This window comes from Cupriavidus pauculus (assembly GCF_022179805.1).
Classification (GTDB): Bacteria; Pseudomonadota; Gammaproteobacteria; order Burkholderiales; family Burkholderiaceae; genus Cupriavidus; species Cupriavidus pauculus_E.
Map to the genome: position 1 here is coordinate 1 of NZ_BPUO01000015.1, position 23840 is coordinate 23840.

The window sequence follows — 23840 nt, forward strand, 5'->3', positions numbered from 1 at the left end:
CTGATGCTGCTACCTTTGCCGCGTTCGATCATGATGAGCGCTCGTTCTTCCGCACTCAAATGGCTGTAATTCTTCATTCCAACACCCTACCTCATCACGGGTGTTGCACTTGATACTAGAGACTAAGCCATGCTGCAAGCATGGACCATTCCCTGTCCGAATTCAAATGAACGCAACATCATATAATCAAATCGAAGAGAAGCCACCACGATCACTTGACCGACGGCGCAGTTTTAGGCCGCATATCTCCAATATCATCACAGCGCGGAATAACTGATTCGTCCGCAATCTCGGTCGTCTCCTAAACACGGTTCGATGGACCGATTTGGGTTGCGACTACAGCTCGTCGTTGCCGAATTCTTGGGATGTGCTCGCAATCGGGCTCTTCCCGGCCCAGTAACGGTCAATGCTCATCTCGTCGCCGAGCAGTGTTGTGGCTTAATGACACCCTACGACGAAATCGGCAATGTTGTGCTCCATTTTTGCTACGCTTTCGCACTCTTTCCTCGTGGAGATCAACGAAATGTTGAACAGAATATTCTGCTTACTGGTAATGCTTCCAAGCGCAGCGTATCAAGCGTTCTTTATCTACACGTTTAGCCACGGCGCATCGACGTCGGTACAGGAGATCTGGAGTAGATTCAGTGTCGTCCAGACTCCTTACTCATCGTTCGTACTTCGGAATATCCAATGGTTCTGGCTGCTTCCGATATGCTGCGTGTTGATACTCGGATACTCGCTTGCGAGGCCTACATTCTGGCGCTCTGCTCTCGTTGTTGTTGCTGGAGTTGGGGGTTTATCGTCCTTGTTATGGGCAGTGTATGCGCCGTCACTGCTAATCAGAGCAGTTTAGACTTCCTGCTGCTACCGGCCGCTACGGGTCGACCAGGGACTGCTGGCCATGACCACGGCCAGCCGGTCGGCCTAGGCCGGCCAGGAGCTGCCCTCCCTATTTTCGTCATCGAACGGCCGGTTTCCTGCCTGACGCAGCCGTCCTTTTGTAGTAGGTTTCCAACACCCTTTGTCACGAACTCCGCGTCTGGACATTGTCCGATGTAAATTCAGTGGCGTTCCACTCGAACTAAGCGTTGGACGGCTTCGTTAGCAGAACAGAGCGCTGAAGCGTGGCGCCAAGCCAGGGAGGGTCCGTCGGACTGGACAATTTCAAGATAATCCAGGAGTGTGTGCTTCGAGACTAAATCCGTGGAACGCCTTCTGTAAGATTATTGCCGGATATTCACAACAACATCGGAACGGTGCACGATGACGGCTACGTCGAAGCTTATGGCTGTTGAGCCGGCGATTCCAGGAAACATCGTCGACAACCCACGGCGGAGGCGCGTGCTCCGTGCAGGCGGATTCGCAGCCGCGTCCATCGCCGGCGTGAGCCATGCAGCCGAATCGTTTGTGGTGGACGACGTTAGCAAGCTTGACCGTGTCCACGTTGCGCGAATTGTGCGGCCGGGTAGCTCCCAAGAGGTACGAGAACTTCTTCGTCGGAGTACCGGACCAGTCTCGATAGGCGGAGGCTGCTTCAGCATGGGCGGCCAGATCGCCGCAACAGGTTCATTGCACCTCGACATGCGTGGCATGAATGGCGTGGTGTGGTTAGACGTGTCCCGACGCCGCATTCGCGTACAGGCCGGCATGACTTGGCGAGAACTGCAGGACGTCATCGACCCGCACGACCTAGCAGTGAAGATAATGCAGAATTATAGCAATTTCTCGATCGGTGGATCGGTTTCGGTCAATTGTCATGGCCGCTATGTCGGGGCCGGACCGGTAGTGAACTCCATACGAGCACTACAGGTAGCATTTGCCGACGGGCGAATTATGGAGCTGAGCCGCGAAATCAATCCAGATATTTTTCGCGCGGTTGCAGGGGGCTACGGTGGACTAGGCGTCATCACAGAGGTCGAACTGGAGCTCGCCGAGAATTGCGTGATCGCGCGGCAATGTGAACGCGTTGCCCTTGCCGATTACCCAGCCTTCTTTCGGGAGAAGATTCTTTCCAATCCGCACATATTGCTACACAACGCCGATTTGGCACCGCCCTCATTCGATAGGCCGCTTGCCGTTACCTGGGAGGTGTCGGAAAAGAAGCTGACGGAGTCCAAAAGGCTTGTGCCTCGCGGCCTCAACTATGCACGGGAGCAGAACCTCATCTGGGCATTAACGGAACTGCCGGCAACGCATTGGCTGCGCGAGCGCTACGCAGACGATGCGTTGCTGAATACCGAGGCTGTCGTCCGTCGAAACTATGAAGCCAGTCTCGATACGGCTTCGCTGGAACCGCGCACACGCGTTTTTTCCACGTATTTGCTTCAGGAGTACTTCGTCCCCACCCAGGCGTTTCTTCCGTTCGCCCGGAAAATGGCCACAGTGTTGAAGCAATACAACGTGCCAGCGCTCAATATTTCCATTCGCCACTCACCAGCAGACACGACAGCACTACTGGCTTGGGCTCAGACAGAAGTCTTCTCCTTCGTCTTGTACTATAAGCAACGGAGTAATGAGGAGGCAGATGAAGCGTCCCGGCGCTGGACGAGTCGGTTGATCGATACCGCAATCTCAGCAGGAGGTCGATACTATCTACCTTATCGCCTCCACGCTTCACCCGATCAATTTCACCGAGCCTACCCCCAGGTGGCAGAATTTTTCCAGATCAAGAATAAAGTCGATCCCGGAAATCGGTTCCGGAACATGCTATGGGATAAGTATTTGCCGTGCGCTAAGTGAAGCTGACTCCGACGCCTTCTAGGCTACAAACAGCCGTGCATTCGGACGAGATGACGGGCTGAGAAGGGTCGCGAACCGCCGATTGAGCCTCGCCTGCTTGTGACGGTAGCCAGAAGGCCGGGTCCGGCCATTGGCTGCCAGTCGACATATATGGCTAGATTGCACACAATGCGAAGATCGTGTCCTCATATTTCCAGTGAGCCATGCAACGACACTCCCTGTATGCATACGTAGATAATTCAGACCTCGACGACGACGTCACCGGTTTCGAGAAGGCACTCGTTGCGCTTGCTGTTTCGTCGGGCTGGGCCTTTGCACGTCCGGTCGTAGTGGACGAGCAAAGCATGGGCGTTTGCATCCGCTCAGGTAATTTGCCGGGCTGGGAGCTTGGAATGAACTTGGCCCTGACCGCTCCCGGCCTCTTCCAATGCTCAATCGCCGAACTCGTTAGCGCAGGCATGCCTCGATATCCATGTCGACGCGCGAGAAGGAATAGTCAATGAACCTTTATGAAGTTATCCGCTGGGGCAACGAGTCAGACGATCCGTTCACCGGAGGTGCGAACGGTTTGGATACCTGTTTCTTAGTGAGAGCTGAATCAGTCGAGCAGGCGGGGCAATTGGCTGATGCTGTGCTGCGTACAACAAAAGGTGAACTTGCGAAGTGGGCCGAGGTCATTCATCTCCTCGGCGCCGAGCAATCGGCGCAGCGCGATGCTCGCGTTCTCCGTGGCCCGTATCTTCAACACGCCTATCGACACGGTTGGAGGCATTGGACCCGGCCCGATGCAGTCTCGGGCTGGATCGAGCAAACATGAATGCGTTACTTTGAGCCGCTGGAGAGCTGCGTATACACCTTTCGTGTCATGAGCGCGCGCACGGTTACGCCGTCGGCCTTCATCTTCTCGATGAAAGAGCGTGCGCTCAACCCGGCTTCCCTGCAACGAGCGGGCTCGGCGAATTCGCCTTCGTTTTGCTTGAAGGTCGCGCGAACTTGTTCAGCCTCTCTTTGCGTCGCGAGAGTGCGGTTCATGGCCTTCATCTGGTTGTCTTTCATCGCCTGAAGGCCGCCTGGTTCCTTAAGCTGATCGGCGACAATCCGCCGGACTTCGGCCTCGGAGTCCGGTGACGAATCCATGAATTGCCCCGTGATGCCCTCCGCCATAGTGATCTGGGTAAGTGCATCCACATCCCGACCTGATACAGACTTGTCCTTGCAGGCCATAAGCCAACCTACGTGATCTGCGGCAATTTGGCCTGGACTGAGCGGGCGCTTCGGCTTGGAGCTATTATGAATGTCGTCTGAAATCCGGTTGATTTCAGTCGCTGTCGCGATAGCTACTTTATGCCGCTCAATAAAGTCATTGATTAACATTCGCTCAACCAAGCACGAATGCGTCTTTGCGTCACCGCCGGGGCCGGCGCCCTCTAGAATCTTAATGCCAAAAGCCCTTTCCGCCCGCACCCGTTCTTTGAGCGCGAGAACTCTATCAGCAGCGGCGCTTCGAGCTTCTGGAGTCCCGAGGCGTTCAGAAAGCGTGGTCCGCAAGGCGGCCGGATCCGTTTGCGCTTTCGCCAAGTCCTCACCGAGAATTGCCTCGGCGATCCCCATGGTGGAAAGCGCTCGATGCTGTGGCGTGCCCGATGGAAAAAACTGGCATGCGGCATTGAAACCAAGATGGGTAATTGCCTTCTCACCCAAGGTCCCAGATCTTTCGTCGTCCAACGCCATGCCCCGTGAATTCCGCAACACTTCGCTCTTGATAACGAAATCTTGCCCAACCGCAGCGCTTGCTGCCACACATAGCACCAGTGCCAAGGTTATTTTCTTCATGATTCTCCCCGAATGTCGCGCTCGATTGGCGCTTCGGTCGGGATTCTCCCACAATCGTCTTACGATGCCACCGTCAATTCCCTGGACAGAAATAACCTAGACGAACGGCAAGAATCTCATCCCATCGGAAGAAAGGCGCGAGGTTGCCAAGTGGAAAGATGCTCTGGAACAGCTGACTTCCGCTGGTCTCGTCGTGGACAGAGGCTACGCAGGTGAGGTGTATGAGATTACCAACCTTAGCTATCAGATGGCCGACATGATTGCCCTCTGACAATCGAGTAGAGGCGTGCCAATGATCGCGTCGCCGTTGCTTGTGCTTAAACGAAGCAGCGCGGCGCCTGGAAGTCGATGACGCCGCGGATGACCTCCCGCATCGCAAGAATCAGCGGCCGCGTGTCATCGCGACGCCATTGCACTGCGTAGTGGAGCGGCTCCAACGCATCGCTATCTGGGAGGATGCGCAGCGCACCGCGTTCGATAAGCGCATCGGCCCATAGCCGTGGCACAAACCCGAAGCCTAGCCCTTCGACGACCATACCGACGACAGCTCCCCAGCTGTTGCACATCAGACGCCGGCCGACCATCAAACCTCGGCGTGCCAGCCATTGGTCAAGCACCCGCGTCCCGCCCGCACCGACTGGAAGTGTCAGCAACGTCTGCTCGCTCATGAGCACTCGCGGGTCATCCGTGCCAGCCAACTCCAGGAAAGACTGGCTCGCCACCCAAGCAAAATCCACCTGACCTATCCGCTCAGCCGCCAAGCTACTGCGCGTAGACGGTCCCGCCAGGACCCCAATGTCCAGCTCCCCATCGTGCAAGCGCTGCTCCAGAACCTGCCCGATGTCGACGTGTGGCTCCAACAGCAACCCCGGATGTCGTGATGACACCTCGCGCACCAGCTTCGGCAGCCAAGTCAGCCCGCTCAGTTCCCCCAGCCCAATTCGGCATCGGCCACTCAGACCATGAACTTGTCCGGCCGACTGCTGCAGTTCCGCAGCGGCATGCAGCATCGCTCGAATCTGCGGCAGCATCTGCTCGCCTTGGGCCGTCAGCTCGGCGCTCCGCCCGCTGCGGTCGAACAATGCCACGCCCAGCGACGCTTCCAGTTCAGCTATCCGTTTGGACAGCGACGACACGGACAGGTGGACGCGCTCCGCTGCCACCGTGAAGTTGACGCAGGTCGCCGCCCAATAGAAAGCCTCGAGTTGCTTGAGAGTCATGGCTCGCCCTAATCGGTCGATGACCGATAGTTTCCTAAAAGCGAAATTATATCTTCGTTATTATTCGCTTTTTCAGGTTCATGCGGGTTGCTAGATTCGCTCCACTCTCTGGCCTTCACTCCCCATGTCAGCCGCTCCTATCGACGACACCGCCCAGACCGCTGCACTTCAGTCCGGTGATACGAAAACGGAAAAAGCGCCCGTTACTGCACAGAGCAACGAGCAGACGAGCTGGCTTAAACGGCGAGTGCTGTCGCTGAAGGACTTCGAGCCCTTGGCACGCAAGCGTCTGCCCAAGCCGCTCTACGCATACGTCAGTGGTGCAGTCGAGGACAACATCACCCTGGCGCAGAACCGACAGTCGTTTGAAGACCTGGCACTGCGGCCCCGCGTGCTGGTTGGCGTCTCCACACGCGACCTCAGCTTCACCTTGTTTGGCCGCCGGTACGCCGCGCCATTCGGCTTGGCCCCGATGGGCATATCCGCCCTGTTTGCCTATCGCGGAGATGTCGTCATGGCACAGGCGGCTTGCCTAGCGTCTGTGCCGGCCATCATGAGCGGCTCGTCGCTGATTCGGCTCGAAGACGTCATGGAAGCGGCCCCGGGCACTTGGTTTCAGGCCTATCTTCCCGGCGACATGCGCCAAATCGAAGGTCTGCTGGCACGGGTCGAGGCGGCCAAGGTCGAGACGCTTGTCATCACCGTCGACACGCCCGTCGCGGGAAATCGCGAAAACAATATCCGAGCGGGGTTTTCCACGCCGCTGCGCCCAAGCGCTGCCCTTGCCTGGCAGGGCGTCACGCATCCGCGCTGGCTGCTTGGCACCTTCACTCGGACCCTGATGCGGCACGGCGTGCCGCACTTCGAGAACGCCTACGCCCACCGCGGCACCCCAATCGTCTCGCGAAATGTGGAACGCGACTTCTCAGACCGCGCGCATTTCACCTGGGACCATCTGGCCACAATCCGTCGCCGCTGGAAGGGGCAGCTAGTGGTCAAGGGCATCCTGACGACGGAGGACGCGCGCCTGGCGCAACAGCATGGCGTAGACGGCATCGTCGTCTCAAACCACGGCGGCCGTCAGCTGGACGGCGTCATTGCCGCAATGCGCGCGCTGCCCGAAATCGTCGAGGCCGTCCCCCAACTACCCGTGATGCTCGACAGCGGCGTACGCCGCGGCACCGACGTCATCAAGGCGCTCGCCCTGGGTGCTCGCTGTGTCTTCATCGGGCGCCCGTTCGCCTATGCGGCGGCAGTGGGCTCCCGCCAAGGCGTTGCGCACGGCATCAACCTGATGCAAGCCGAGATTTCTCGAGACCTGGCCATGCTGGGTATCACCCGGGCAACGGATGTGGACGCGCAATGCATCTACCGCCCGCCTCCGCATTGAATACCAACCTTCACCGCATCCCAACAGAACCCTCACGGTCGATACAGGAGACAAAACAATGACTTCGCCGCACGGCTTTCGCATTCATCCGCGTCCCGCACACCTTGTCAGCTCGTCGCTGATGGAGCGGTATCGCAATTTCCCGGTGGCCAATGTCAGCGATGCCATGAGCCGCACGACAGGAACCAGTCAGTTGCGCTCATTCCACCGTCGCGAGGGCAACCTGGTCGGACGGGCACTGACCGTTCGCACGCGCCCCGGCGACAACCTGATGGTGCACAAGGCCATCGACCTTTCGGGTCCCGGTGACGTCATCGTGGTGGACGCCGGCGGCGTTGGCCCAAACGCCATCATCGGCGAAATCATGCTGGCGCTCGCCATCTCGCGGGGTGCTGCAGGCTTTGTCATCGACGGCCTGATTCGTGACAGTGACACGATTGGGACGGAACCGCTGCCCGTCTATGCGCGGGGTGTCTCGCACCGTGGCCCCTATAAGGATGGCCCGGGGGAACTCCACGTACCCGTCTGCATCGACGGCATGGTGGTTCGACCGGGCGACCTGATTATTGGCGATGGTGATGGCCTGTTGGTCATTCCCGCCGAAGAAGCGGAGGCGATTGCCGTTCGCGTGGAAGAAATCCAGCGGATGGAGGCCGGCGTCCTGGAATCGATTGCGCAAGGCCGTGCCGACCGTACCTGGGTGGACCGCTCGCTGACCGACAAGGGGGTTCTGTGAGCCAGGCTCTTCCCACAAAGCGCCAGGTCGTTCGATTCGACTATTGGCTGGACCCCGCCTTCAACCGCATCGTGGGCGAAGCTTCCGATGTCATCCTGCACACATGCCAGCGCGAGGGTGCAGACGAAGAGGCATGGGCACGCCTTTCCGAAGCCCACGTATATCAGATTACGGCTGCCAAGGACGAGTTGCCCCGACGCTGGTTCGTGACGGCGGAGCTTCTCGCCCAATGCCCGAATCTTCTGGCCATATCGTCGAGCGGCTCGGGGTGCGACACGATTGACATCGATGCCTGCACAGCTGCGGGCGTGGCCGTGATGAACCAGGCCGGCGGGAACGCCGATTCCGTGGCGGAAATGGCGGTCGGGTTGATGCTCTCTGTGATGCGACGCATTCCTGAGTCGGATCGACGCATGAAGGCGCATACCACCGGCAGCCGTGAAGACCTGATGGGCCACGAGCTCCGTGGTCGCACCCTGGGCCTGGTTGGCGTCGGACACGCCGGGAGCCGCGCTGCGGCACTCGGCCGTGCCTTCGGTATGCGGGTGATTGGTTATGACCCGTATCTCGATAGCGCAGAGATGGATAAGCGAGGAGCCGAACACGTTGCGTTCGATGAGTTGCTGCGCACGTCCGACATTGTGTCGCTGCACTGCCCGCGCGACGCCAGCACACTCGGGATGATGAACGCTGCAGCCTTCGCGGCAATGCGTCGCGGCAGCATCTTCGTCAGCACCGCTCGCGGAGGTATCCACGATGAGGCAGCCCTGTGCGAGGCGCTGTCCAGCGGACACCTAGCGGGCGCAGGCCTGGACGTCTGGGACCAGGAGCCGCCTCCGCCAGGCCATCCGCTTCTGACGCTCGACAACGTCGTTGCTACTTTCCATACGGCAGGCGTGACGCATGACGCCCGGCGTAGGAACGCTACCCTGGCCGCGACGCAAATTCTGGCGCTGCTCTCTACCGCAGAGAAGCCCGAACGCCTGGTGAACCCCGATGTATGGCCCAGTGTACGCCACCGCATGGAGGCAGCCTTGCTCGTTGCCTCGAGCTGACCACGCAAGCACTCGTCAAAAAAATACGCCGGCCACATGAGGGTCGGCGAGGAGACAAAATCATGCACAGCAATTCCGACATCCGTCGTCGGCGCCTATCCCTTTGCCTTGCCGCGAGTTCGCTCGTCGGTATGGTTGGCGCTCTGACACCAGCCTCAGCCCAGGCACAAGCCGCAGCTTGGCCGAATCGACCCATCGAGATGATTGTGGCGTACGCACCGGGCGGCGGCACCGACCTGGTCGCCCGCCTGCTCGCACGGCATCTGGAGAAGGAGCTGGGTGCGACGATCGTCGTGCAGAACAAGCCGGGCGCCGGCGGCGCCATCGGCTTTGCCGAGCTGGCGCGCGCTACACCGGATGGCTACACCATCGGCTTCATCAACACGCCGAACTTGCTGACAATTCCGATTGAGCGCAAAACGACGTTCACCTGGAAAAGCTACGACCTCATCGGCAACCTGGTGGACGACCCGGGTGCATTCACCGTCAATCAGTCCAGCAACATCGATTCCCTGGCGACGCTCGTGAAGTACGCCAAGGCAAACCCAGGCGCCGTCACCGTCGGCACCACGGGCGTGGGCTCAGACGACCATCTTGCCATGCTGCTGTTCGAGAAGGCATCGGGCGTGAAGATGACGCACGTGGGCTACAAGGGCGCGGGCGAAGTGCGCGGCGCGCTGGCCGGTCAACAGATTACGATTGGCGCCATCAACGTCGGCGAAGCACTGGCCTATCAAAAAGGCGGCACGCCGCTGAAGTTCCTGGGACAAATGGGACTGTCACGCGCAGTGCTTGCGCCGAACGTCTCTACGTTCCGCGAGCAGGGCTACAACATCGAGCTCGCATCGTTGCGCGGCTTGGCTGCACCCAAGGGCCTGCCGGAGCCAGTCAAGAAGAAGCTCGTCGATGCCATGGCCAAGGTTGCGGCTGACCCGCAGTTCAAGCAGCAAGCTGACGCCATGTTTGCGCCGCTGCGCTACCTCGCCCCAGCCGCCTACGCCGCCGAACTCGAACGCGGCGAAGCAGGCTTCCGCCAACTGTGGAAGGAGATGCCATGGCAAGAAAAGTGAGCCGACTCTTCCGGATTGCGACCGGCACCGCAGCGCTGGTCTGCTCGACGCTGCTGTCGGCACAGACGGCATTGCCCCCTGGTGCAATCACCATGGTCGTTGGCTGGCCCGCCGGTGGCCCTTCGGACTCCGTCGCGCGTCTCGTATCTGCGCAGATGTCCAAGACGCTGGGACAATCCATCGTCATCGACAACCGTGCTGGAGCAGGCGGCAACATCGGCTCGGATATCGCAGCGCGCGCCAAACCCGATGGCGGCACCATCATGCTTGCCACGGCGACCTCGCACGGGCTGAATTCCGCCTTGTACAGCCGGCTCAACTACGACCCCATCAAGGACTTCGCGCCGATTGGCCTAATTACCACCTCGCCAGGCGTCATGCTTGTCCCCAAGGACTCGCCATATCGTTCGGTGGCGGAGCTAGTCGCCAAGGCACGTGCTCAACCTGGTCAGCTGAACTATGGTTCCGGTGGCGTCGGCTCGAGCCAGCATTTGGCAGGCGCAGTGTTCAAAAAGCTCGCCAACGTGGATGTTGCACACATTCCGTTTAAAGGCACTGCTCCCGCAATGACCGACCTCATGGCCGGACGCGTCGACTTCATCATCACAACGGGCGCCGTGCCCTTTATCCGCTCCGGCAAGGTTCGTCCACTTGCCGTCGCCGCGCATCAGCGTCTGCCAGTATTGCCGGATGTCCCGACGTTCGAAGAGGCCGGGGTCAAAGGGTTCTATACCGATTCCTGGTATGGACTGGTGGCGCCCGCGAACACGCCGCGCCCGGCACTTGAGAAGTTGAATGCTGCGCTGAACCAGGCATTGCGAGACCCCGAACTCCAAAAGCAGTTCTCGGAGCAAGGTTCTCTGCTCGTCAAACCGATGGGGGTGGATGAGTACTGGACGTTCGTGAAGAGGCAGATGCCCAGCGCTGCAGAGCAAGTTCGCATCTCAGGGGCTAAGGCGGACTAAAGACGCAGCGCCGCGTTCTTCGACAAGAGAGCGCTACGCGTCACGGCTGGTCCAGCCGGACGGCTTGTCGCTGCAAGTCGACACACCCTGAAGTAGGGAAGACACGGCAGCTCATGCACATGAAAATGTCGACGTCGTGATTGACCCCATGACATTTCACCCAGCCCGCCAGCATCATGCTGCGGGCTTCCTTTTCCTCAGATCTCGGCTATACTGTATATTCATACAGTATCGACCTCCTGAGGCCATGCTCCCAGAACCTGCAAATTGCCCCCTGTGCGGCAGTTCCGCTGAGCGGATTCGGTCATCCCACCTCGAGGTTACCGATACTGTCCAAGATATGGCTCGTTTGGCATAGAGACGGCTGCTTTGGGCGACATGGAAGCCGCCATCTTGGCTCGCCAAACAGTCACTCGTTTGCGAGCCTACGGACATTTGCCGTTCATACAAAGAGACAAGCGAGGCGTTCGTGTTGGGCCTGACCGTAATAGGACAGCGTCGTCGAGCTATGCCGGCGTCGATTTCTACTGGACGTGTGCGCTTCTTCGCCAAGAGAAAAACGGCTCGGCATCATCGACACTTGCTTTATTATTGGTCGGTGTATCGCGCTGAACCGGTTGGAAGCAACGACACGCTCTAAACCCATTGTTCTCGTGCAGACTTGGACGAAGCTCTTCACTCAAACGCTCATCGCCATCGCGCTCATCGTCGTAGCGGCGGCGGTCTCGCGCGTCATATACGTTCGTATGACACCAACGGCAACGACCGACGTGCAGGACGGAAGTGATGTCCACCGGGAATTTGTCGACTGCAGAGCCAAGCGTGGACCGGCAGAGCGCCCCACAGGCCAAGCACAAAAGGATGTTATCTGGATAGCGGGCTGCCTCGATTCCTGAGGTAAGCCGGGCCGCCATACTCCGCTGCTCGCCCCCCTTTATATCCAACGCTAGACAACGCGATGGCGCAACGGACTCAGCCGTCGCATTGAGTTGCTTGCTACTGGTGGCGCGCGAGCGCCAGTGAGGCAACGAACTCTCGCACGGCCGGGCTCTCATCGCCAGCTCGAGTCACGGCCACCAACGTGGCTTGCGTCCGCACATTCGAAATGCGAACGAAGGCCACGTCACTCCGGTTCGCTGCGGCAACCGAAGCACCAACCACTGTGAATCCCAGTCCGGCTGCAACCAGGCCCAGTGCCGTGTGAATCTCGATGGCTTCATGTCCCGCGCGAGGATTGCCTCCAGCTTGGCGAAGTAAATCGACCATCTGGTTCGCGTACCGGCTCTGCGGGTCTTTCGGATATTGGATGAGCGCCAGCTCGTCCAAGTCGGCGGCCTTCACCGTCTTGCGTTTCGCTGCCCGAGATTGGATGGGCACTGCGGCGACAAACGGGTCTTCGAACAGCTCGGTGTAGATCAAGTCGCTGGCTCGGTCGAAATCGCCGATATAGCGGGAAACGCCAACGTCAATTCGACCACTGCGTAGCAGTTCTGGCTGATGCTCCGACAGTTGCTCGAGCAAGTCCAGCTGAATGCCTGGAAGCTTTTCCCGAAAGCGCCGGACCGCCTCCGGGAGCAGGGAGAAGATTGTTGACCGGGTGAATCCAACGCCAAGCCAACCAAGGTTGCCAGCAGCAACGGCCCTCGCCTCCTCGTCAAGTTGGCGCATTTGGGAAAGAAGGTCTTTCGCCCGGGGATACAGAAACTTGCCAGTGGGCGTTAGCGTCATGGGCCGATTGGACCGGTCGAACACGGGCGCACCCAACTGCGACTCCAACTGCGATATCTGCATGCTGATTGCCGTTGGTGCGACGAACAGGCGACCGGCAGCCGCCACCGCGCTACCAGCATCGACCACCTCACAGAAGTACCTCAGATGCTTCAAGTTCATTTTTTATGAATGTAGGTCCAATTTTCGATGTTTGATTCATCCAGAACTTTACTCGAAACTCCAACGACACACACATGGAGTTAAGCGATGGACAGCGTTTCGCCCCCCGCGCAAAGTCTGATGGAAGCGGCTCGCGCCCTGAGCACAGCTGAAATCTCGGACGCGCTCGACTATTTCAAGCTGCCTGGTAGCGCACTCGGCATCGGCCTCCAAGCCGGCGAACCGCGCATTTTCGGCCCCGCGTTCACGGTTGCTTTCGTTCCTGTCGACACCGCAACCCCGGGCACTGTCGGCGACTATCTCGACAACATTCCTCAAGGCGCTGTCGCCGTGCTGGACAATTCCGGCCGCGTCGACTGCACCGTGTGGGGCGGCATCATGAGCAAGATTGCCGAGCACCGTGGTATTGCCGGCACCGTTATCAATGGCGTCTGCCGTGACACTGCCGAAGCCCAAGAGGTCAATTACCCGCTCTACGCGCGGGCTCGCTTCATGCGCACCGGCAAAGACCGTGTTCAGGTCAGCACTGTGGGTGAGGTCGTCAGCCTCGGCGACGTGCGAGTGACGCCAGGCGACTACGTGGTTGCGGACGCCGACGGCGTCGTCGTCGTACCGCAAGCCCGCGCGGCAGAGGTGTTCGAGCGCGCTCTTCGCACTCGCGAGGTCGAAGGCAAGATTCTGGAAGCCGCGTTGGCCGGCACACCGCTTGGGGAGGCACGCCGCCAGTTCGGATACCACACGCTTCAGCGCACCGGTCACTGAACCCACGGTCACAAAAATATAACGGAGACAAAATGAACTGCAAGATGTATCCCGTGACCGCGCTCGCGGCGGCGACCTTGGCCTGCGCACTCACTCCTGTCGCCACAGCGGCGGCCGAAGCCTATCCCTGCCCGACCCTGCGGCTCGTATCCCCTTACCCGCCCGGTGGTACCACCGACATCCTCGCGCGCATTGTTTCGCCTGGACTGTCCAAGCGACTTGGCGTCACCGTCATCGTCGACAACAAGGGCGGCGCCAGCAGCAATATTGGCACTGAGTTCGTCTCGCGTGCCAAGCCGGATGGCTGCACCGCACTGCTCGGGAACAACACCGGGATTGTCATCAACCGGAACCTCTACAAGCTGAAGCTCGACCCGACTCAAGCACTGGCTCCAGTGGGCGAAGTAGCATCGGTTCCGCTCGTTCTTTACGTCAATGCGTCGCTACCTGTGAAGACTGTGGGACAACTGGTCGACATGACCAAGGCCGCTCCCGGAAAGTACAGTTACGCTTCCGGCGGAAGCGGCAGCCCGCAACATCTCGCAGGCGAAATGCTGAAGCTCGAGCGTCAGCTCGATATGGTGCACGTCCCCTATCGTGGCCAGGGGCCCGCGCTGAGCGACGTCATTGCCGGTCAAGTCCCCATTGCGTTCGAAACGACGACAGCCATCGCTCCTCACATCAAGTCCGGAAAGCTGCGTGTGCTGGCCACAACCGGTGCAAAGCGTTCGAAGACACTGCCGGACGTCCCCACGATGCAGGAATCGGGGTTCCCTGGCTTCGTCATCGAGAACTGGTACGGCTTGTTCGTGCCTACTGAAACGCCGACACCGCTCATCCAGCGGCTAAACGCAGAACTCAATGCTGTCCTCACCGAACCCGACATCGCATCGAAGTTGAGCGACTTGGGGTCTGGCGACGTTCACGGCACGCCTGCTCAGTTCCGCGCATTTATCACGAAAGAAATGCCGTACTGGGAATCGCTGGTCAAACGCTCCGGCGCGAAGGTCGACTGAACATCAACGAACTCGGAATCCACTGAAATGACTCAAAACCCAACCGCAGACCAGCTCGAACGCCTCTTGCGCCTAGGCACCGCGACCATCCATGAAGCTCAGGGCCAGCGCGGCGCCGTAGATTCGACTATTGCGCCCTTGGACCCTTCGATGCGAGTCGCCGGTCCCGCACTGACCATCGACATCCGACCCAGTGACAACCTGATGATTCACTATGCGTTGACGAAGGCTCGCCCAGGAGATGTCCTCGTGGTCGATGCCAAGCAATTTGTCAACGCTGGCCCATGGGGTGACGTGCTGACGTACGCTGCTCAAAGGATCGGTATCGCGGGCCTCGTCATCGACGGCGCCGTTCGCGATGCGACAAACATCGTAGAAATGGGTTTCCCGGTATTCTGCCGAGGCCTCTGCATCCGCGGCACCAACAAAGTACAGCCCGGACGGCTGAACGTGCCGGTCGTGATAGGCGGCGCGCCCATCAATCCCGGCGACATCATCATTGGCGACCGCGATGGGCTTGTCGTAGTAGCCGCAGAGGAACTCCAATCGGTCATCGACGCCAGCGAAGCGCGAGAGGATAAGGAGGCCGGCATGCGGAAAAAGCTCGAACAAGGTGCGACAATGGTCGAGCTACTTGGACTTCAGGCGACCCTCGATTCGTACGGTCTGCATTGAACCAAATCTTCGGGGTAGCGCATCACCGTTGCTCCCCTCCTGGACCTGGCTGCAACACGGCTTGCTGGGTCGCCCCCGCGTCGCGTCGCACATTGCCAGGCTGCTACTGACGTCGTGCCAGCATGCGAGGAAGGCCGTCGATGTTAGTCTGGCACGGCCTCGGCACCCCGCTTCCGCTCCTGCTAACGCAAAACTACGGTGATTACCGTTGTTCGCTACCTGACCGCTCTTCAGAGGTAAGAAGGTGCTCATAGAGCAGCGCAGCCACCGCGGTGAGAGGATGATTCTCCCTCGACGCCAGAAGCAATTCGCGGGTCGCCCACGGCTCATCCAATGGGCGGGCAAGAACAGTCTTGGCCTTCAGAAATGGCGTAACACTTCTCTCGGGCAGCAAACTGAGCCCAATTCCTGCCGACACCATCAAAACCAAGCCTTCATAGCTTCTCGCCTGTATCCGAAGCTTGAACGGTCGATTAAGTTTTTTCGCTTCCTCGGCGAGCATATCGCACAGAGCGGTGTTACGCGGAAGGCCGACGTGGTCGTAAGACAAAACGTCCTCAAAGCGCACTTTCTTCTCTGACGCTAAAGGATGGCCTTGCGGTAGAACTACGACGAGCCTGTCGTTCCTATAGTGCTCGAGTGTCAATCCCTCAATGGCATTCGCACTGACCAAAATGCCAAGGTCCGCAAGTCCAGCCAAGAGGAGCCTCTGCGTTTCGTCGCTGGTGCGCTCTTCCAAATCAAGCTTTACGGTCGGATGCACGGCGATGAAGCTCGCAAAATCTTGAGGCAAGAACTGTACGATGGAGGAAGTGTTGGCAAGCAAGCGGACTTGGCCCCGCGCACCGCTTCCGAAGTCGCTGAGCGTATTATCCAATCGCTCAAGCTCAACGAGCACCCGACGAGCGTGGTCCAGTAGTTCGACACCGGCAGGCGTAAGCGCGACGCCCCGGCGGTGCCGATTAATTAAAACGACACCACAAGCCTGTTCCATCTCGGAAATTCGCTTGCTGACGGCTGATGCTACCGTCGCTTCGCGCGCGGCACCTGAAGCTATAGACCCCTCCTCCGCGACCGCAACGAAAGCGCGAAGAGTTTGTATGTCGTAACGCATGAGTATGTCTGTTCTCTCCTGCGTGCAGTGTTACGACCGAAGTCGGGACGCTTCATCGTACACCAGGCATCAGTATCGGGCCAGTTCGTGCCTTATTGTCGACGAACCGCCAGGTCAATAGCCTGACGCATCGCCTCGACCATGCTTCCTTCGTCTACGACACCCTTTCCCGCAATGTCGAATGCCGTACCGTGGTCGACTGAAGTTCGAATCACATTCAATCCAACGGTAACGTTCACTCCGGCCTCAAGTCCCAGAACCTTCACTGGGCCATGTCCTTGGTCATGGTACATGGCGACCACCAAATCAAAGTCACCTCGTCCAGCGCGGAAAAAGAGTGTGTCAGCAGGAAGTGGGCCCGTGACATCGATTCCCTCGTCCTGCAGCGCCGCCACTGCCGGAACGATTTTCTCCTCTTCTTCGCCGTACCCGAAAAGCCCATTCTCGCCCGCGTGGGGATTGATTCCGCAAACACCGATGCGGGGCCGAGCAATCCCTGCCCGAACCAGAGTTTCATGACCCCTCTGGATAGTTCTTCGCACCAGCCCTGGCTCAATCTTTCGAATGGCATCAAGAATGCCAATGTGCGTAGTCACATGAATAACGCGCAACTGCGGCGCTACCAGCATCATTGATACCTCTTCCACGCCGGTGAGGTGCGCCAGCATTTCAGTGTGTCCGGGATATTTGTGCCCACCAGCGTGCAGCGCTTCCTTGTTAAGAGGCGCTGTACATATCGCGTCGATTCGGTTGTCCTGCGCGAGCTGTGCAGCGCGTTGAATGTATCGAAACGCTGCGTCGCCAGCCACAGCAGAAAGCTGACCGAACGGCAGGTCCTCTGGAATCAAATCAAGGTCAATGCAATCAACCACGCCCAGCTGGTACTTTGCGTCGTCCGGGCTCACGATTCTGCGAACCTCAAGATTGCCTTTCACAATGCTGACCGCCTGTTGCAGCCTTTTCGCATCGCCAATAATGAGAGGGCGGCACCGTTCGTAGAACTCGCTATGGGCGAGGGTTTTGACAATCACTTCGGGCCCCACGCCTGCGGCGTCTCCCATGGTGATACCAATGATGGGTAGAGGTTCGTTCATGAATACTCCTATAAAGGTAAAGCCACGGCGGTACCTAGACGCTTTGGCGGCTAACCTTGACCTTTTCCGAGTTTGCTTTACGTAGCGCCGCCCAAGCTTCAAGCAGCGTGTCATCGTTGCCGAATGCCCCGGCCTTGGTCACCACGAACGGCGCAGGGACGCCCGCCCCGACGGGCACGCCTACGACCACACCGGGCTCCAGTTCATCCAGGATGCGCAGCCGATGTACGCCGGCTTCCACAAGCATCGCGCGGGCGGTTTCACCGCCAGTCGCAATGAGCCCACCGATGCGGGGGAAGTATCGTGCGGTCAAGCGTGCAAGCGCCGTAGATAGCGCTGCTCCCTCGCAAGGGTCAAAGTCATCATCAAGGCCTATTTTGAGTAGTACATCAACATCACCGCCAAGCACTTCCTCAATTCGGTCTTGCAAGGTCGTCCACGCCTCAAGCATCGCCCCGCCGCGCAAGACGTGAGGTGGAACGACAAATGTTGCAATGCCCGGTTGGCCCATCAACCTATCAATCTGGCGACCCGTCGTCCTTGACAAGCTTCCTGCCAGGATGAGAATAGGACCAGTTTGACGCGGTGGAATCTCAAATCCACTTGTGGACCGCCCAGGTACAAGCTCAGAAATTTCCCGCGCCAAACCACCAGAGCCGACCCAAAAAGTTGGCCGGTCAACCCCTAGCGTAGCCAACGCTATGAATCGAAGGTCCTCAGTGCTTTCCGCACCCAGGACTAGTGCATCTAAATCTTGTCCGACGATTTCGCCAATGCGCAATGCAAGGGTCCCAGGGTTGTCCCTCTTGGCATCGACTTGCAACATCGCAACTTTGAGTCCCGCGTCCTCAAGTTGAACTGCAATGTTGGCAGACAGATGACCGTGCTCCAGCTGCCAAGTGTCCGACTGTTCAAGGGGCTGACCGCGCAAGAAGACACAGCCATCTTTGACAGTCCGACCCATGGCGGGATGCGCCGGCGCTACTATCGCGACACCGGCTACAGACACAAGCCGGGCAACTTCGACCGCCCAATTTCCCCTCAGCGTTGAGTCAATCTTCTTATAAAGCCGGTGGCCACTTGAACTCATCGCCTGGTATACCGACGCCGTGCGTTGAGCCGCTTCATTTGGCGAAAGGCGACGTGTATCGGTATCTACTGCTAGCAACCCATCACTGGGCACATTTTGAGCGACGTCTGGTTGGACCACGACGAAGGTATTGTGCCCGGTAGAGGCGAAGCCGATTGCGCAGTCAGCCGCCCCAGTAAGGTCATCTGCGAGAATAAGCAAGTTCATTTGCCGTTCCAGCTCCACCGGTGATTAAGTCGGTTCCGCAAGCAGGGGCATCCGTACGCCCAGGCGTTCGCCCAATTGTGCAATCTCTTCAAGAACCTCTGAGGGCATGTCAATCCCGTCGCGCATCTGGCGCCTGTAGTTCTTCGCCTCCATTTCTCCAGGCAGGAAAATCTCGTCCACACCTGGTGCCTTTTTGGACTGCCTGATGAAATCAATCTGAACGTCCATGTTTCGTTTGAACTCCTCTGGCTCGACCAAGAAGTCCAGGCGAATGGCACAGAACGTGTGCCCTTTGTTCAACGGAGTGAAGTCTTCGTAAACGTCCTTAAGCGTTGGTCCAATGGCAGCACCGGATATCATCGACGAGAGCATGCCTATCACGACCGACAATCCAGAACCTTTATAGTCGCCCATTGTTCGGAGAAACCCTTCGGTTGCAGCCACCGGGTCTGTGGTAGGGATTCCATTGGCATCCAGGGCCCACTCTGAAGGGATTGGCGAGTTAGTCTTCCCCGCCATCATGATTTTTCCCTTCGCCACGACGCTTTGCGCCATATCCAGCACCACAGCCTCCCGCGTGAGCGCTGGGAACGCAAAACTAAAAGGGTTGTTTCCGATTCGCCGCTCCGCCCCTCCGTATACAGGCATTAGATTTCCGCCACCAATCGACGAGCTGAAGCCCACCATGTCTTTCTGCAAGGCCATCATCGAGTAGTAGGCCGCAGCGCCGTAGTGGTTGCTGCCGCGCGCGGTCACGAAGGAAATTCCGTGCTTCTCCGCAAGCTCGATGGCCTTTTGCATCGCGAAGTGCGAGACGACTTGCCCGGCGCCGTTATGACCATCAACAAGTGCTAAGGCTCCTCGCTCTCGCACCAACTCCGGCTTTGCCTTTGGATTGACGGCCCCTTTTTCGATACGCTTTACGTAGAGAGGCACTCTCAGGCAACCGTGAGAATGGACTCCCCGTGCGTCCGCGACAACGAGCGAATGCGCTGTGAGTTCGGCATCTTCACGCGGCATTCCCACGGCCTGAAAAACTTGCGCTACCCAGTCTTGTAGCGTTTGCGGGGAAATTCTGATGGTCTGGTTGAAAAAATAGTGTCCCAAAAGGGTCTCCTACGCGTCAAATAGGGACGCATGTATTGCTCAGCTCTACGCGGCGGGCTGCCGGGTACTGATGTCCAAATTCACATCGGCAGTCACGGACTATTCGGGCTTGATGCCTGCTTCGCCCAGAAGCTTTGCCCAGTAGGCAGAGTCGGCCCGTTGGAAGGCAGCGAACTGCTCAGGGGTGCCGCTTAGCACTTCGCCGCCCATGCTTTGGATTTTTTCGATGACGTCAGGCTTCGCCAGGAGCCCGTTAATCTCTTTGTTGAGCATATCGACCATTGGCTTCTGCATTCTTGCTGGGCCCATTACGCCGAACCACTGACTCATCTCGAACTTTGGCAGGCCCGCCTCATCCATGGTCGGCACGTCAGGCAGTAGCGGTGAGCGCTTTAGGCTGGTAACCGCGATGGCTTGCAGCTTTCCGGCCTTGATGTGCTGAAGCACATTTGGGGGAGATTCAAAGTTCAAATCCACGCGGCCACCAAGCAAGTCCGTCATTGCCTGGCTGCTGCCCTTGTACGGGACATGTACCATTTCCGTGTGAGTCGCACGCATGAACTGCACGGCAGCCAGGTGTTGAGCAGTCCCAACGCCCGACGTCGCAAAACTGACTTTTCCAGGGTTCTTTTGCAGGTACTGAATTAGCTCTTTGAGATTCTTCACGCGCAGCGACGGACCCAGCGTCAGAATCACTGGTGTCGAAGCAACACGCGCAATGGCAGTCAAGTCTTTGATAGGGTCATAGGACAGTTTTGCCATCATCGCAGGCGCAACCGACACCCCTGCAAAATGTCCCATTAGCAAGGTGTAACCATCCGGGTTAGCTTTAGCTACAACTTGGGTGCCTATCGTGGTTGATGCACCGGCACGATTGTCGATAACCACCGGTTGTCCCAGTCGCTCTGACAACTGCTGCGCGACCAACCGACCAAGAACGTCCGTAAAGCCTCCCGGCGCAGAGCCCACCACCATGGTGACGGGCTTCTCCGGGTACTTTTGCGCAAATGCGGGATAAGCGAGGCATGGCAGTAAGCAAGCGGCAACAAATGCCCGCTTCGAAATCGAGAATTTCATGAAACTGTCTCCGGACTGTCGATGTCTTTTTTTTGACTCTATCTGTCCAGGGTGCAGTTCTCTAGTGGTATTTCGGCAGTCAGCCATCTCCGTCGGAGATGGCTGACACTCCCCCGATAAACGTCCACTAGAAGGACGCGCTATCTCGGCCGACCCCAAGCCCGCAGCGTATCGACCGAAGAAATGCGGGGTGGACTGAGCACCTGAATAGGCCACCGGCGAGAAGTTCGACGCTTTAGAGGGCGGCTCAGAGCCGCCCCGAGCCTCAGCTAATGGCTGAACAGCAACGATGCCAAGACTCAAAAAGATAGAGGTGGCCTATTGCAACATACTGGTCGTCAATAGGTGATGAGCCAATGGCTAAAGACTAGACGCGTGACAAGGCTCGAGTCGGCCATAGAACTGTGGGGACGCGACGTTGGGTCAACATCCGTAACAACTTTGGGACGGGGCTATGTCAGAGGATTCCACGAGCACGCCAATCAGTTCGAGTTAGCGCATCAATCCCAACGGACTCGAGAACCTTGTCGGTGTCTTCCCCGAGCGTCGGGGCTCGACGCCGAACACTGCCAGGCGTTCCGCTTAGCTTGGGCACGATGCCTGGCAGGACCACGGCTGTGCCGTCGCTTAATTCACCGTTCAACAACATATCGCGTTCGCGGTAGTGTGGGTCCTCGACGATATCGGACACGTCATAAATCTTGCCGGCAGGGATGCCTGCCTCATGAAGCTGCGCCAGAACCTCGGCCAGCGGCCTGCCCAGCGTCCACGCCTGGATAGCCACATCGATTTCTTCGACATGCATAACGCGACCGTCGTTCTGCGCTAATTCAGGTTTTTTGCCGAGGTCGTCTCGCCCAATCACCGTCATCAAACGTCGGAAGATGCTGTCCCCATTGCCGGCAATGAGCGCGAATTTTCCGTCTTTGCATCGGTAAGCGTTGCTCGGCGCGATGCCAGGCAAGCTGCTTCCGGCCGGCTGACGGATGGCGCCAAAGACCGAAAACTCGGGCACCAGGCTCTCCATCATGTTGAACACCGACTCATAGAGGGCGACATCGATGACTTGGCCCTCTCCGCCGTTACGTTCGCGATGCGCTAACGCGAGCAGGACGCCAATCACACCATGGAGTGCCGAAAGCGAATCACCAATGGAAACACCGACGCGCACCGGGGTCCGACCCGGCTCCCCGCTCAGATGGCGCAGGCCCCCCATGGCTTCGCCAATCACGCCAAAACCCGGCCGGTCACGGTACGGCCCGGTCTGCCCATAGCCGGAGACGCGAAGCATAATCAGCTTCGGGTTGATAGCCTTCAAGGTTTCCCAACCCAGGCCCCACCCTTCCAGCGTGCCAGGTCTGAAATTCTCAATAAGGACATCGGCCGAAGCGACAAGGCGACGAATGACGTCCTGTCCCTCCTCAGAACGGAGGTCCAGCGTCACCGATTGCTTGTTTCGGGATTGCGCGGCCCACCAGACCGAGGTGTCCTCGTGAATCATGCGCCACTTTCTCAGCGGGTCGCCGTTTTGCGGCGACTCAATTTTGATAACTTCAGCCCCGAATTCCGCAAGCATCTTGGCCGCGAAAGGCCCTGCTATAAGTTGCCCGAGTTCGATGACTCGGATGCCATTGAGCGCCTGTTGCATGCTGTCTCCCTACCTGTGATACCCAGCATGATGTGACAACTTCGGGCTCAGTACTTTGCAGTATGCTCATCTACCCTTTCCTGAACAGAAAGGGTCCGTCCTCAAGCGCCGCCGGAGACGTCCAACTCCATGCCGCAAAGATGCTCCACGAGCTTAAGGGCCTCCGGTTGGAGCACACGGGCATCTTTTACTCCGAGCCAAAGGGACCGATTGGCCCAAGGGTCTGACAGCCGCACGGCCCTCAGGCCTGCCACCAAAATCTCCTGCCGAACCGCACCCGCCGGAAGAATGCCAATTCCTAGCCCGGCTTCAATCATCCGGCAAATTGCGTCGAAACTTGTCACCTGAATCCGTAGCTTCAAAACCCGCTCCAGAGTCGCGGCGGCTTCACTCATGCGATTCAGCAGCGAACTACCCTGGTTAAGCCCCACAAAGTCGAAGTCCAGCGTGTCTGCAAACGACACCTCCGCAAGCCCCGCCAACGGGTGTTCCGGAGGAACCAAAACGACCAGCGAATCCTCTCGGTATTGGTATTTTTGAAGTCCCGGCGCGTGGACGTTGTCGGCAAACACTCCAACATCAGCAACACCTCCCATCACCGCATCGACGACCTCATGGCTCAGCTTCTCCTCGAGACTGATTCGGATGAGCGGTTCTTTGCTCAAAAATGCGGCAAGGTCGGCAGGCAGGAATTGAACTACTGCCGAGGTATTGGCCCAGACTCTGACGTGGCCGCGCACGCCGATAGCGAAGTCACCCATCGCGCTCGACATGCGGTTCACCGTTTCCAGGACGCTCTTCGCGTGGCGCATGAGTTCGTGGCCGGCCGCAGTCAGCATGAGTCCGCGCGGCAAGCGTTGGAACAAGGGGCAATCGACGGTCCGCTCCAGGTCCGCAATTCGTTTGCTTACGGCTGACATTGTCATGTGCGCCTTCTCGGAAGCGCGCGTGACGCTGCCGTTCTCAGCGACCAGCATGAAGATTCTCAACGACTGCAGGTCAAAATGTGTCGGCTTAAGCATTTACGCGTCCGGCTTAGGGGTTTCGTATGGTACTCCCGGACTGCTTGCCTTTCCAATATGGAAAGGGTCGTTGAAAGATGACTGATTCTCCTACGTAGGCATAAGTCAAAAAATAGCGCTACCAACGAGC

At 58.4% G+C, this 23840-nt stretch carries 20 protein-coding genes; 10 read left to right on the forward strand and 10 right to left on the reverse strand.

Going from position 1 to position 23840, the window contains the following annotated elements; all coding sequences use genetic code 11:
- Positions 1 to 1284 precede the first annotated feature (1284 nt).
- Complete coding sequence (locus MFF62_RS24490; protein ID WP_238265847.1) at positions 1285 to 2739, forward strand: FAD-binding oxidoreductase; 1455 nt, start codon at positions 1285 to 1287, stop codon at positions 2737 to 2739.
- 499 nt (positions 2740 to 3238) lie between these two features.
- Complete coding sequence (locus tag MFF62_RS24495; RefSeq protein ID WP_238265724.1) at positions 3239 to 3556, forward strand: hypothetical protein; 318 nt, start codon at positions 3239 to 3241, stop codon at positions 3554 to 3556.
- Positions 3557 to 3561: 5 nt separating this feature from the next.
- On the opposite strand, the gene MFF62_RS24500 is transcribed toward MFF62_RS24495, so the two are convergent.
- Positions 3562 to 4572 (reverse strand): hypothetical protein, encoded by a 1011-nt coding sequence (locus tag MFF62_RS24500; protein WP_238265725.1) that lies wholly within the window; start codon positions 4570 to 4572, stop codon positions 3562 to 3564.
- Positions 4573 to 4889: 317 nt separating this feature from the next.
- On the reverse strand, positions 4890 to 5792 hold the full coding sequence (locus MFF62_RS24505) for a LysR family transcriptional regulator (protein WP_238265726.1): 903 nt from the start codon (positions 5790 to 5792) through the stop codon (positions 4890 to 4892).
- Positions 5793 to 5916: 124 nt separating this feature from the next.
- Between MFF62_RS24505 and MFF62_RS24510 the strand changes: the two genes are divergently transcribed.
- The 5 genes from MFF62_RS24510 (at position 5917) to MFF62_RS24530 (ending at position 11008) form a co-directional block, all read left to right on the forward strand.
- Complete coding sequence (locus MFF62_RS24510; protein ID WP_238265727.1) at positions 5917 to 7182, forward strand: alpha-hydroxy acid oxidase; 1266 nt, start codon at positions 5917 to 5919, stop codon at positions 7180 to 7182.
- Between the two features lie 58 nt (positions 7183 to 7240).
- Positions 7241 to 7918 (forward strand): RraA family protein, encoded by a 678-nt coding sequence (locus MFF62_RS24515; RefSeq protein ID WP_238265728.1) that lies wholly within the window; start codon positions 7241 to 7243, stop codon positions 7916 to 7918.
- Positions 7915 to 8973 carry a hydroxyacid dehydrogenase gene (locus tag MFF62_RS24520; RefSeq protein ID WP_238265729.1) on the forward strand — a complete coding sequence of 353 codons (1059 nt, stop codon included), beginning with the start codon at positions 7915 to 7917 and terminating at the stop codon, positions 8971 to 8973. Before MFF62_RS24515 ends, MFF62_RS24520 begins: the two co-directional genes overlap by 4 nt.
- Positions 8974 to 9104: 131 nt before the next feature.
- Positions 9105 to 10043, forward strand: coding sequence for a tripartite tricarboxylate transporter substrate binding protein (locus MFF62_RS24525; RefSeq protein ID WP_238265848.1), 939 nt, complete (start codon positions 9105 to 9107; stop codon positions 10041 to 10043).
- A complete protein-coding gene (locus MFF62_RS24530; RefSeq protein ID WP_238265730.1) occupies positions 10028 to 11008 on the forward strand; it encodes a Bug family tripartite tricarboxylate transporter substrate binding protein in 981 nt (326 codons plus the stop codon). Before MFF62_RS24525 ends, MFF62_RS24530 begins: the two co-directional genes overlap by 16 nt.
- A gap of 996 nt (positions 11009 to 12004) precedes the next feature.
- On the opposite strand, the gene MFF62_RS24535 is transcribed toward MFF62_RS24530, so the two are convergent.
- Positions 12005 to 12898 (reverse strand): LysR family transcriptional regulator, encoded by an 894-nt coding sequence (locus tag MFF62_RS24535; protein ID WP_238265731.1) that lies wholly within the window; start codon positions 12896 to 12898, stop codon positions 12005 to 12007.
- A gap of 87 nt (positions 12899 to 12985) precedes the next feature.
- Here MFF62_RS24535 and MFF62_RS24540 point away from each other — a divergent pair, with 87 nt between their 5' ends.
- The 3 genes from MFF62_RS24540 to MFF62_RS24550 are packed head-to-tail and all read left to right on the forward strand — an operon-like array spanning position 12986 to position 15351.
- Positions 12986 to 13660: an RraA family protein gene (locus tag MFF62_RS24540; RefSeq protein ID WP_238265732.1), complete on the forward strand. Its 675-nt coding sequence runs from the start codon at positions 12986 to 12988 to the stop codon at positions 13658 to 13660.
- Positions 13661 to 13692: 32 nt separating this feature from the next.
- Positions 13693 to 14676, forward strand: coding sequence for a Bug family tripartite tricarboxylate transporter substrate binding protein (locus MFF62_RS24545; protein ID WP_238265733.1), 984 nt, complete (start codon positions 13693 to 13695; stop codon positions 14674 to 14676).
- Positions 14677 to 14703: 27 nt separating this feature from the next.
- Positions 14704 to 15351, forward strand: a complete 648-nt coding sequence (locus MFF62_RS24550) for a 4-carboxy-4-hydroxy-2-oxoadipate aldolase/oxaloacetate decarboxylase (RefSeq protein WP_238265734.1) — start codon at positions 14704 to 14706, stop codon at positions 15349 to 15351.
- 202 nt (positions 15352 to 15553) lie between these two features.
- On the opposite strand, the gene MFF62_RS24555 is transcribed toward MFF62_RS24550, so the two are convergent.
- The 7 genes from MFF62_RS24555 to MFF62_RS24585 form a co-directional block, all read right to left on the reverse strand.
- On the reverse strand, positions 15554 to 16465 hold the full coding sequence (locus tag MFF62_RS24555) for a LysR substrate-binding domain-containing protein (protein WP_238265735.1): 912 nt from the start codon (positions 16463 to 16465) through the stop codon (positions 15554 to 15556).
- A gap of 92 nt (positions 16466 to 16557) precedes the next feature.
- The gene (gene pdxA, locus MFF62_RS24560; protein ID WP_238265736.1) at positions 16558 to 17559 is read right to left on the reverse strand and encodes a 4-hydroxythreonine-4-phosphate dehydrogenase PdxA; all 1002 of its coding nucleotides are present in this window, start codon (positions 17557 to 17559) and stop codon (positions 16558 to 16560) included.
- A gap of 34 nt (positions 17560 to 17593) precedes the next feature.
- Positions 17594 to 18856 carry a four-carbon acid sugar kinase family protein gene (locus MFF62_RS24565; RefSeq protein WP_238265737.1) on the reverse strand — a complete coding sequence of 421 codons (1263 nt, stop codon included), beginning with the start codon at positions 18854 to 18856 and terminating at the stop codon, positions 17594 to 17596.
- A gap of 24 nt (positions 18857 to 18880) precedes the next feature.
- Entirely contained in the window at positions 18881 to 19963 is a 1083-nt protein-coding gene (locus MFF62_RS24570; RefSeq protein ID WP_238265738.1) for an Ldh family oxidoreductase, read from the reverse strand.
- Positions 19964 to 20062: 99 nt separating this feature from the next.
- Complete coding sequence (locus tag MFF62_RS24575; RefSeq protein WP_238265739.1) at positions 20063 to 21040, reverse strand: Bug family tripartite tricarboxylate transporter substrate binding protein; 978 nt, start codon at positions 21038 to 21040, stop codon at positions 20063 to 20065.
- Positions 21041 to 21497: 457 nt separating this feature from the next.
- Positions 21498 to 22688, reverse strand: coding sequence for a CaiB/BaiF CoA transferase family protein (locus MFF62_RS24580; RefSeq protein ID WP_238265740.1), 1191 nt, complete (start codon positions 22686 to 22688; stop codon positions 21498 to 21500).
- 101 nt (positions 22689 to 22789) lie between these two features.
- A complete protein-coding gene (locus tag MFF62_RS24585) occupies positions 22790 to 23710 on the reverse strand; it encodes a LysR family transcriptional regulator (protein ID WP_238265741.1) in 921 nt (306 codons plus the stop codon).
- Between the last annotated feature and the right edge of the window lie 130 nt (positions 23711 to 23840).

Excerpts from the sequence above, each read along its gene's own strand:
- MFF62_RS24490 (WP_238265847.1), top strand. The coding sequence starts at position 1,285 with ATGGCTGTTGAGCCGGCGATTCCAGGAAACATCGTCGACAACCCACGG.
- MFF62_RS24495 (WP_238265724.1), top strand. The coding sequence starts at position 3,239 with ATGAACCTTTATGAAGTTATCCGCTGGGGCAACGAGTCAGACGATCCG.
- MFF62_RS24500 (WP_238265725.1), bottom strand. The coding sequence starts at position 4,572 with ATGAAGAAAATAACCTTGGCACTGGTGCTATGTGTGGCAGCAAGCGCT.
- MFF62_RS24505 (WP_238265726.1), bottom strand. The coding sequence starts at position 5,792 with ATGACTCTCAAGCAACTCGAGGCTTTCTATTGGGCGGCGACCTGCGTC.
- MFF62_RS24510 (WP_238265727.1), top strand. The coding sequence starts at position 5,917 with ATGTCAGCCGCTCCTATCGACGACACCGCCCAGACCGCTGCACTTCAG.
- MFF62_RS24515 (WP_238265728.1), top strand. The coding sequence starts at position 7,241 with ATGACTTCGCCGCACGGCTTTCGCATTCATCCGCGTCCCGCACACCTT.
- MFF62_RS24525 (WP_238265848.1), top strand. The coding sequence starts at position 9,105 with ATGGTTGGCGCTCTGACACCAGCCTCAGCCCAGGCACAAGCCGCAGCT.
- MFF62_RS24530 (WP_238265730.1), top strand. The coding sequence starts at position 10,028 with ATGGCAAGAAAAGTGAGCCGACTCTTCCGGATTGCGACCGGCACCGCA.
- MFF62_RS24535 (WP_238265731.1), bottom strand. The coding sequence starts at position 12,898 with ATGAACTTGAAGCATCTGAGGTACTTCTGTGAGGTGGTCGATGCTGGT.
- MFF62_RS24540 (WP_238265732.1), top strand. The coding sequence starts at position 12,986 with ATGGACAGCGTTTCGCCCCCCGCGCAAAGTCTGATGGAAGCGGCTCGC.
- MFF62_RS24545 (WP_238265733.1), top strand. The coding sequence starts at position 13,693 with ATGAACTGCAAGATGTATCCCGTGACCGCGCTCGCGGCGGCGACCTTG.
- MFF62_RS24550 (WP_238265734.1), top strand. The coding sequence starts at position 14,704 with ATGACTCAAAACCCAACCGCAGACCAGCTCGAACGCCTCTTGCGCCTA.
- MFF62_RS24555 (WP_238265735.1), bottom strand. The coding sequence starts at position 16,465 with ATGCGTTACGACATACAAACTCTTCGCGCTTTCGTTGCGGTCGCGGAG.
- pdxA (WP_238265736.1), bottom strand. The coding sequence starts at position 17,559 with ATGAACGAACCTCTACCCATCATTGGTATCACCATGGGAGACGCCGCA.
- MFF62_RS24565 (WP_238265737.1), bottom strand. The coding sequence starts at position 18,856 with ATGAACTTGCTTATTCTCGCAGATGACCTTACTGGGGCGGCTGACTGC.
- MFF62_RS24575 (WP_238265739.1), bottom strand. The coding sequence starts at position 21,040 with ATGAAATTCTCGATTTCGAAGCGGGCATTTGTTGCCGCTTGCTTACTG.
- MFF62_RS24580 (WP_238265740.1), bottom strand. The coding sequence starts at position 22,688 with ATGCAACAGGCGCTCAATGGCATCCGAGTCATCGAACTCGGGCAACTT.
- MFF62_RS24585 (WP_238265741.1), bottom strand. The coding sequence starts at position 23,710 with ATGCTTAAGCCGACACATTTTGACCTGCAGTCGTTGAGAATCTTCATG.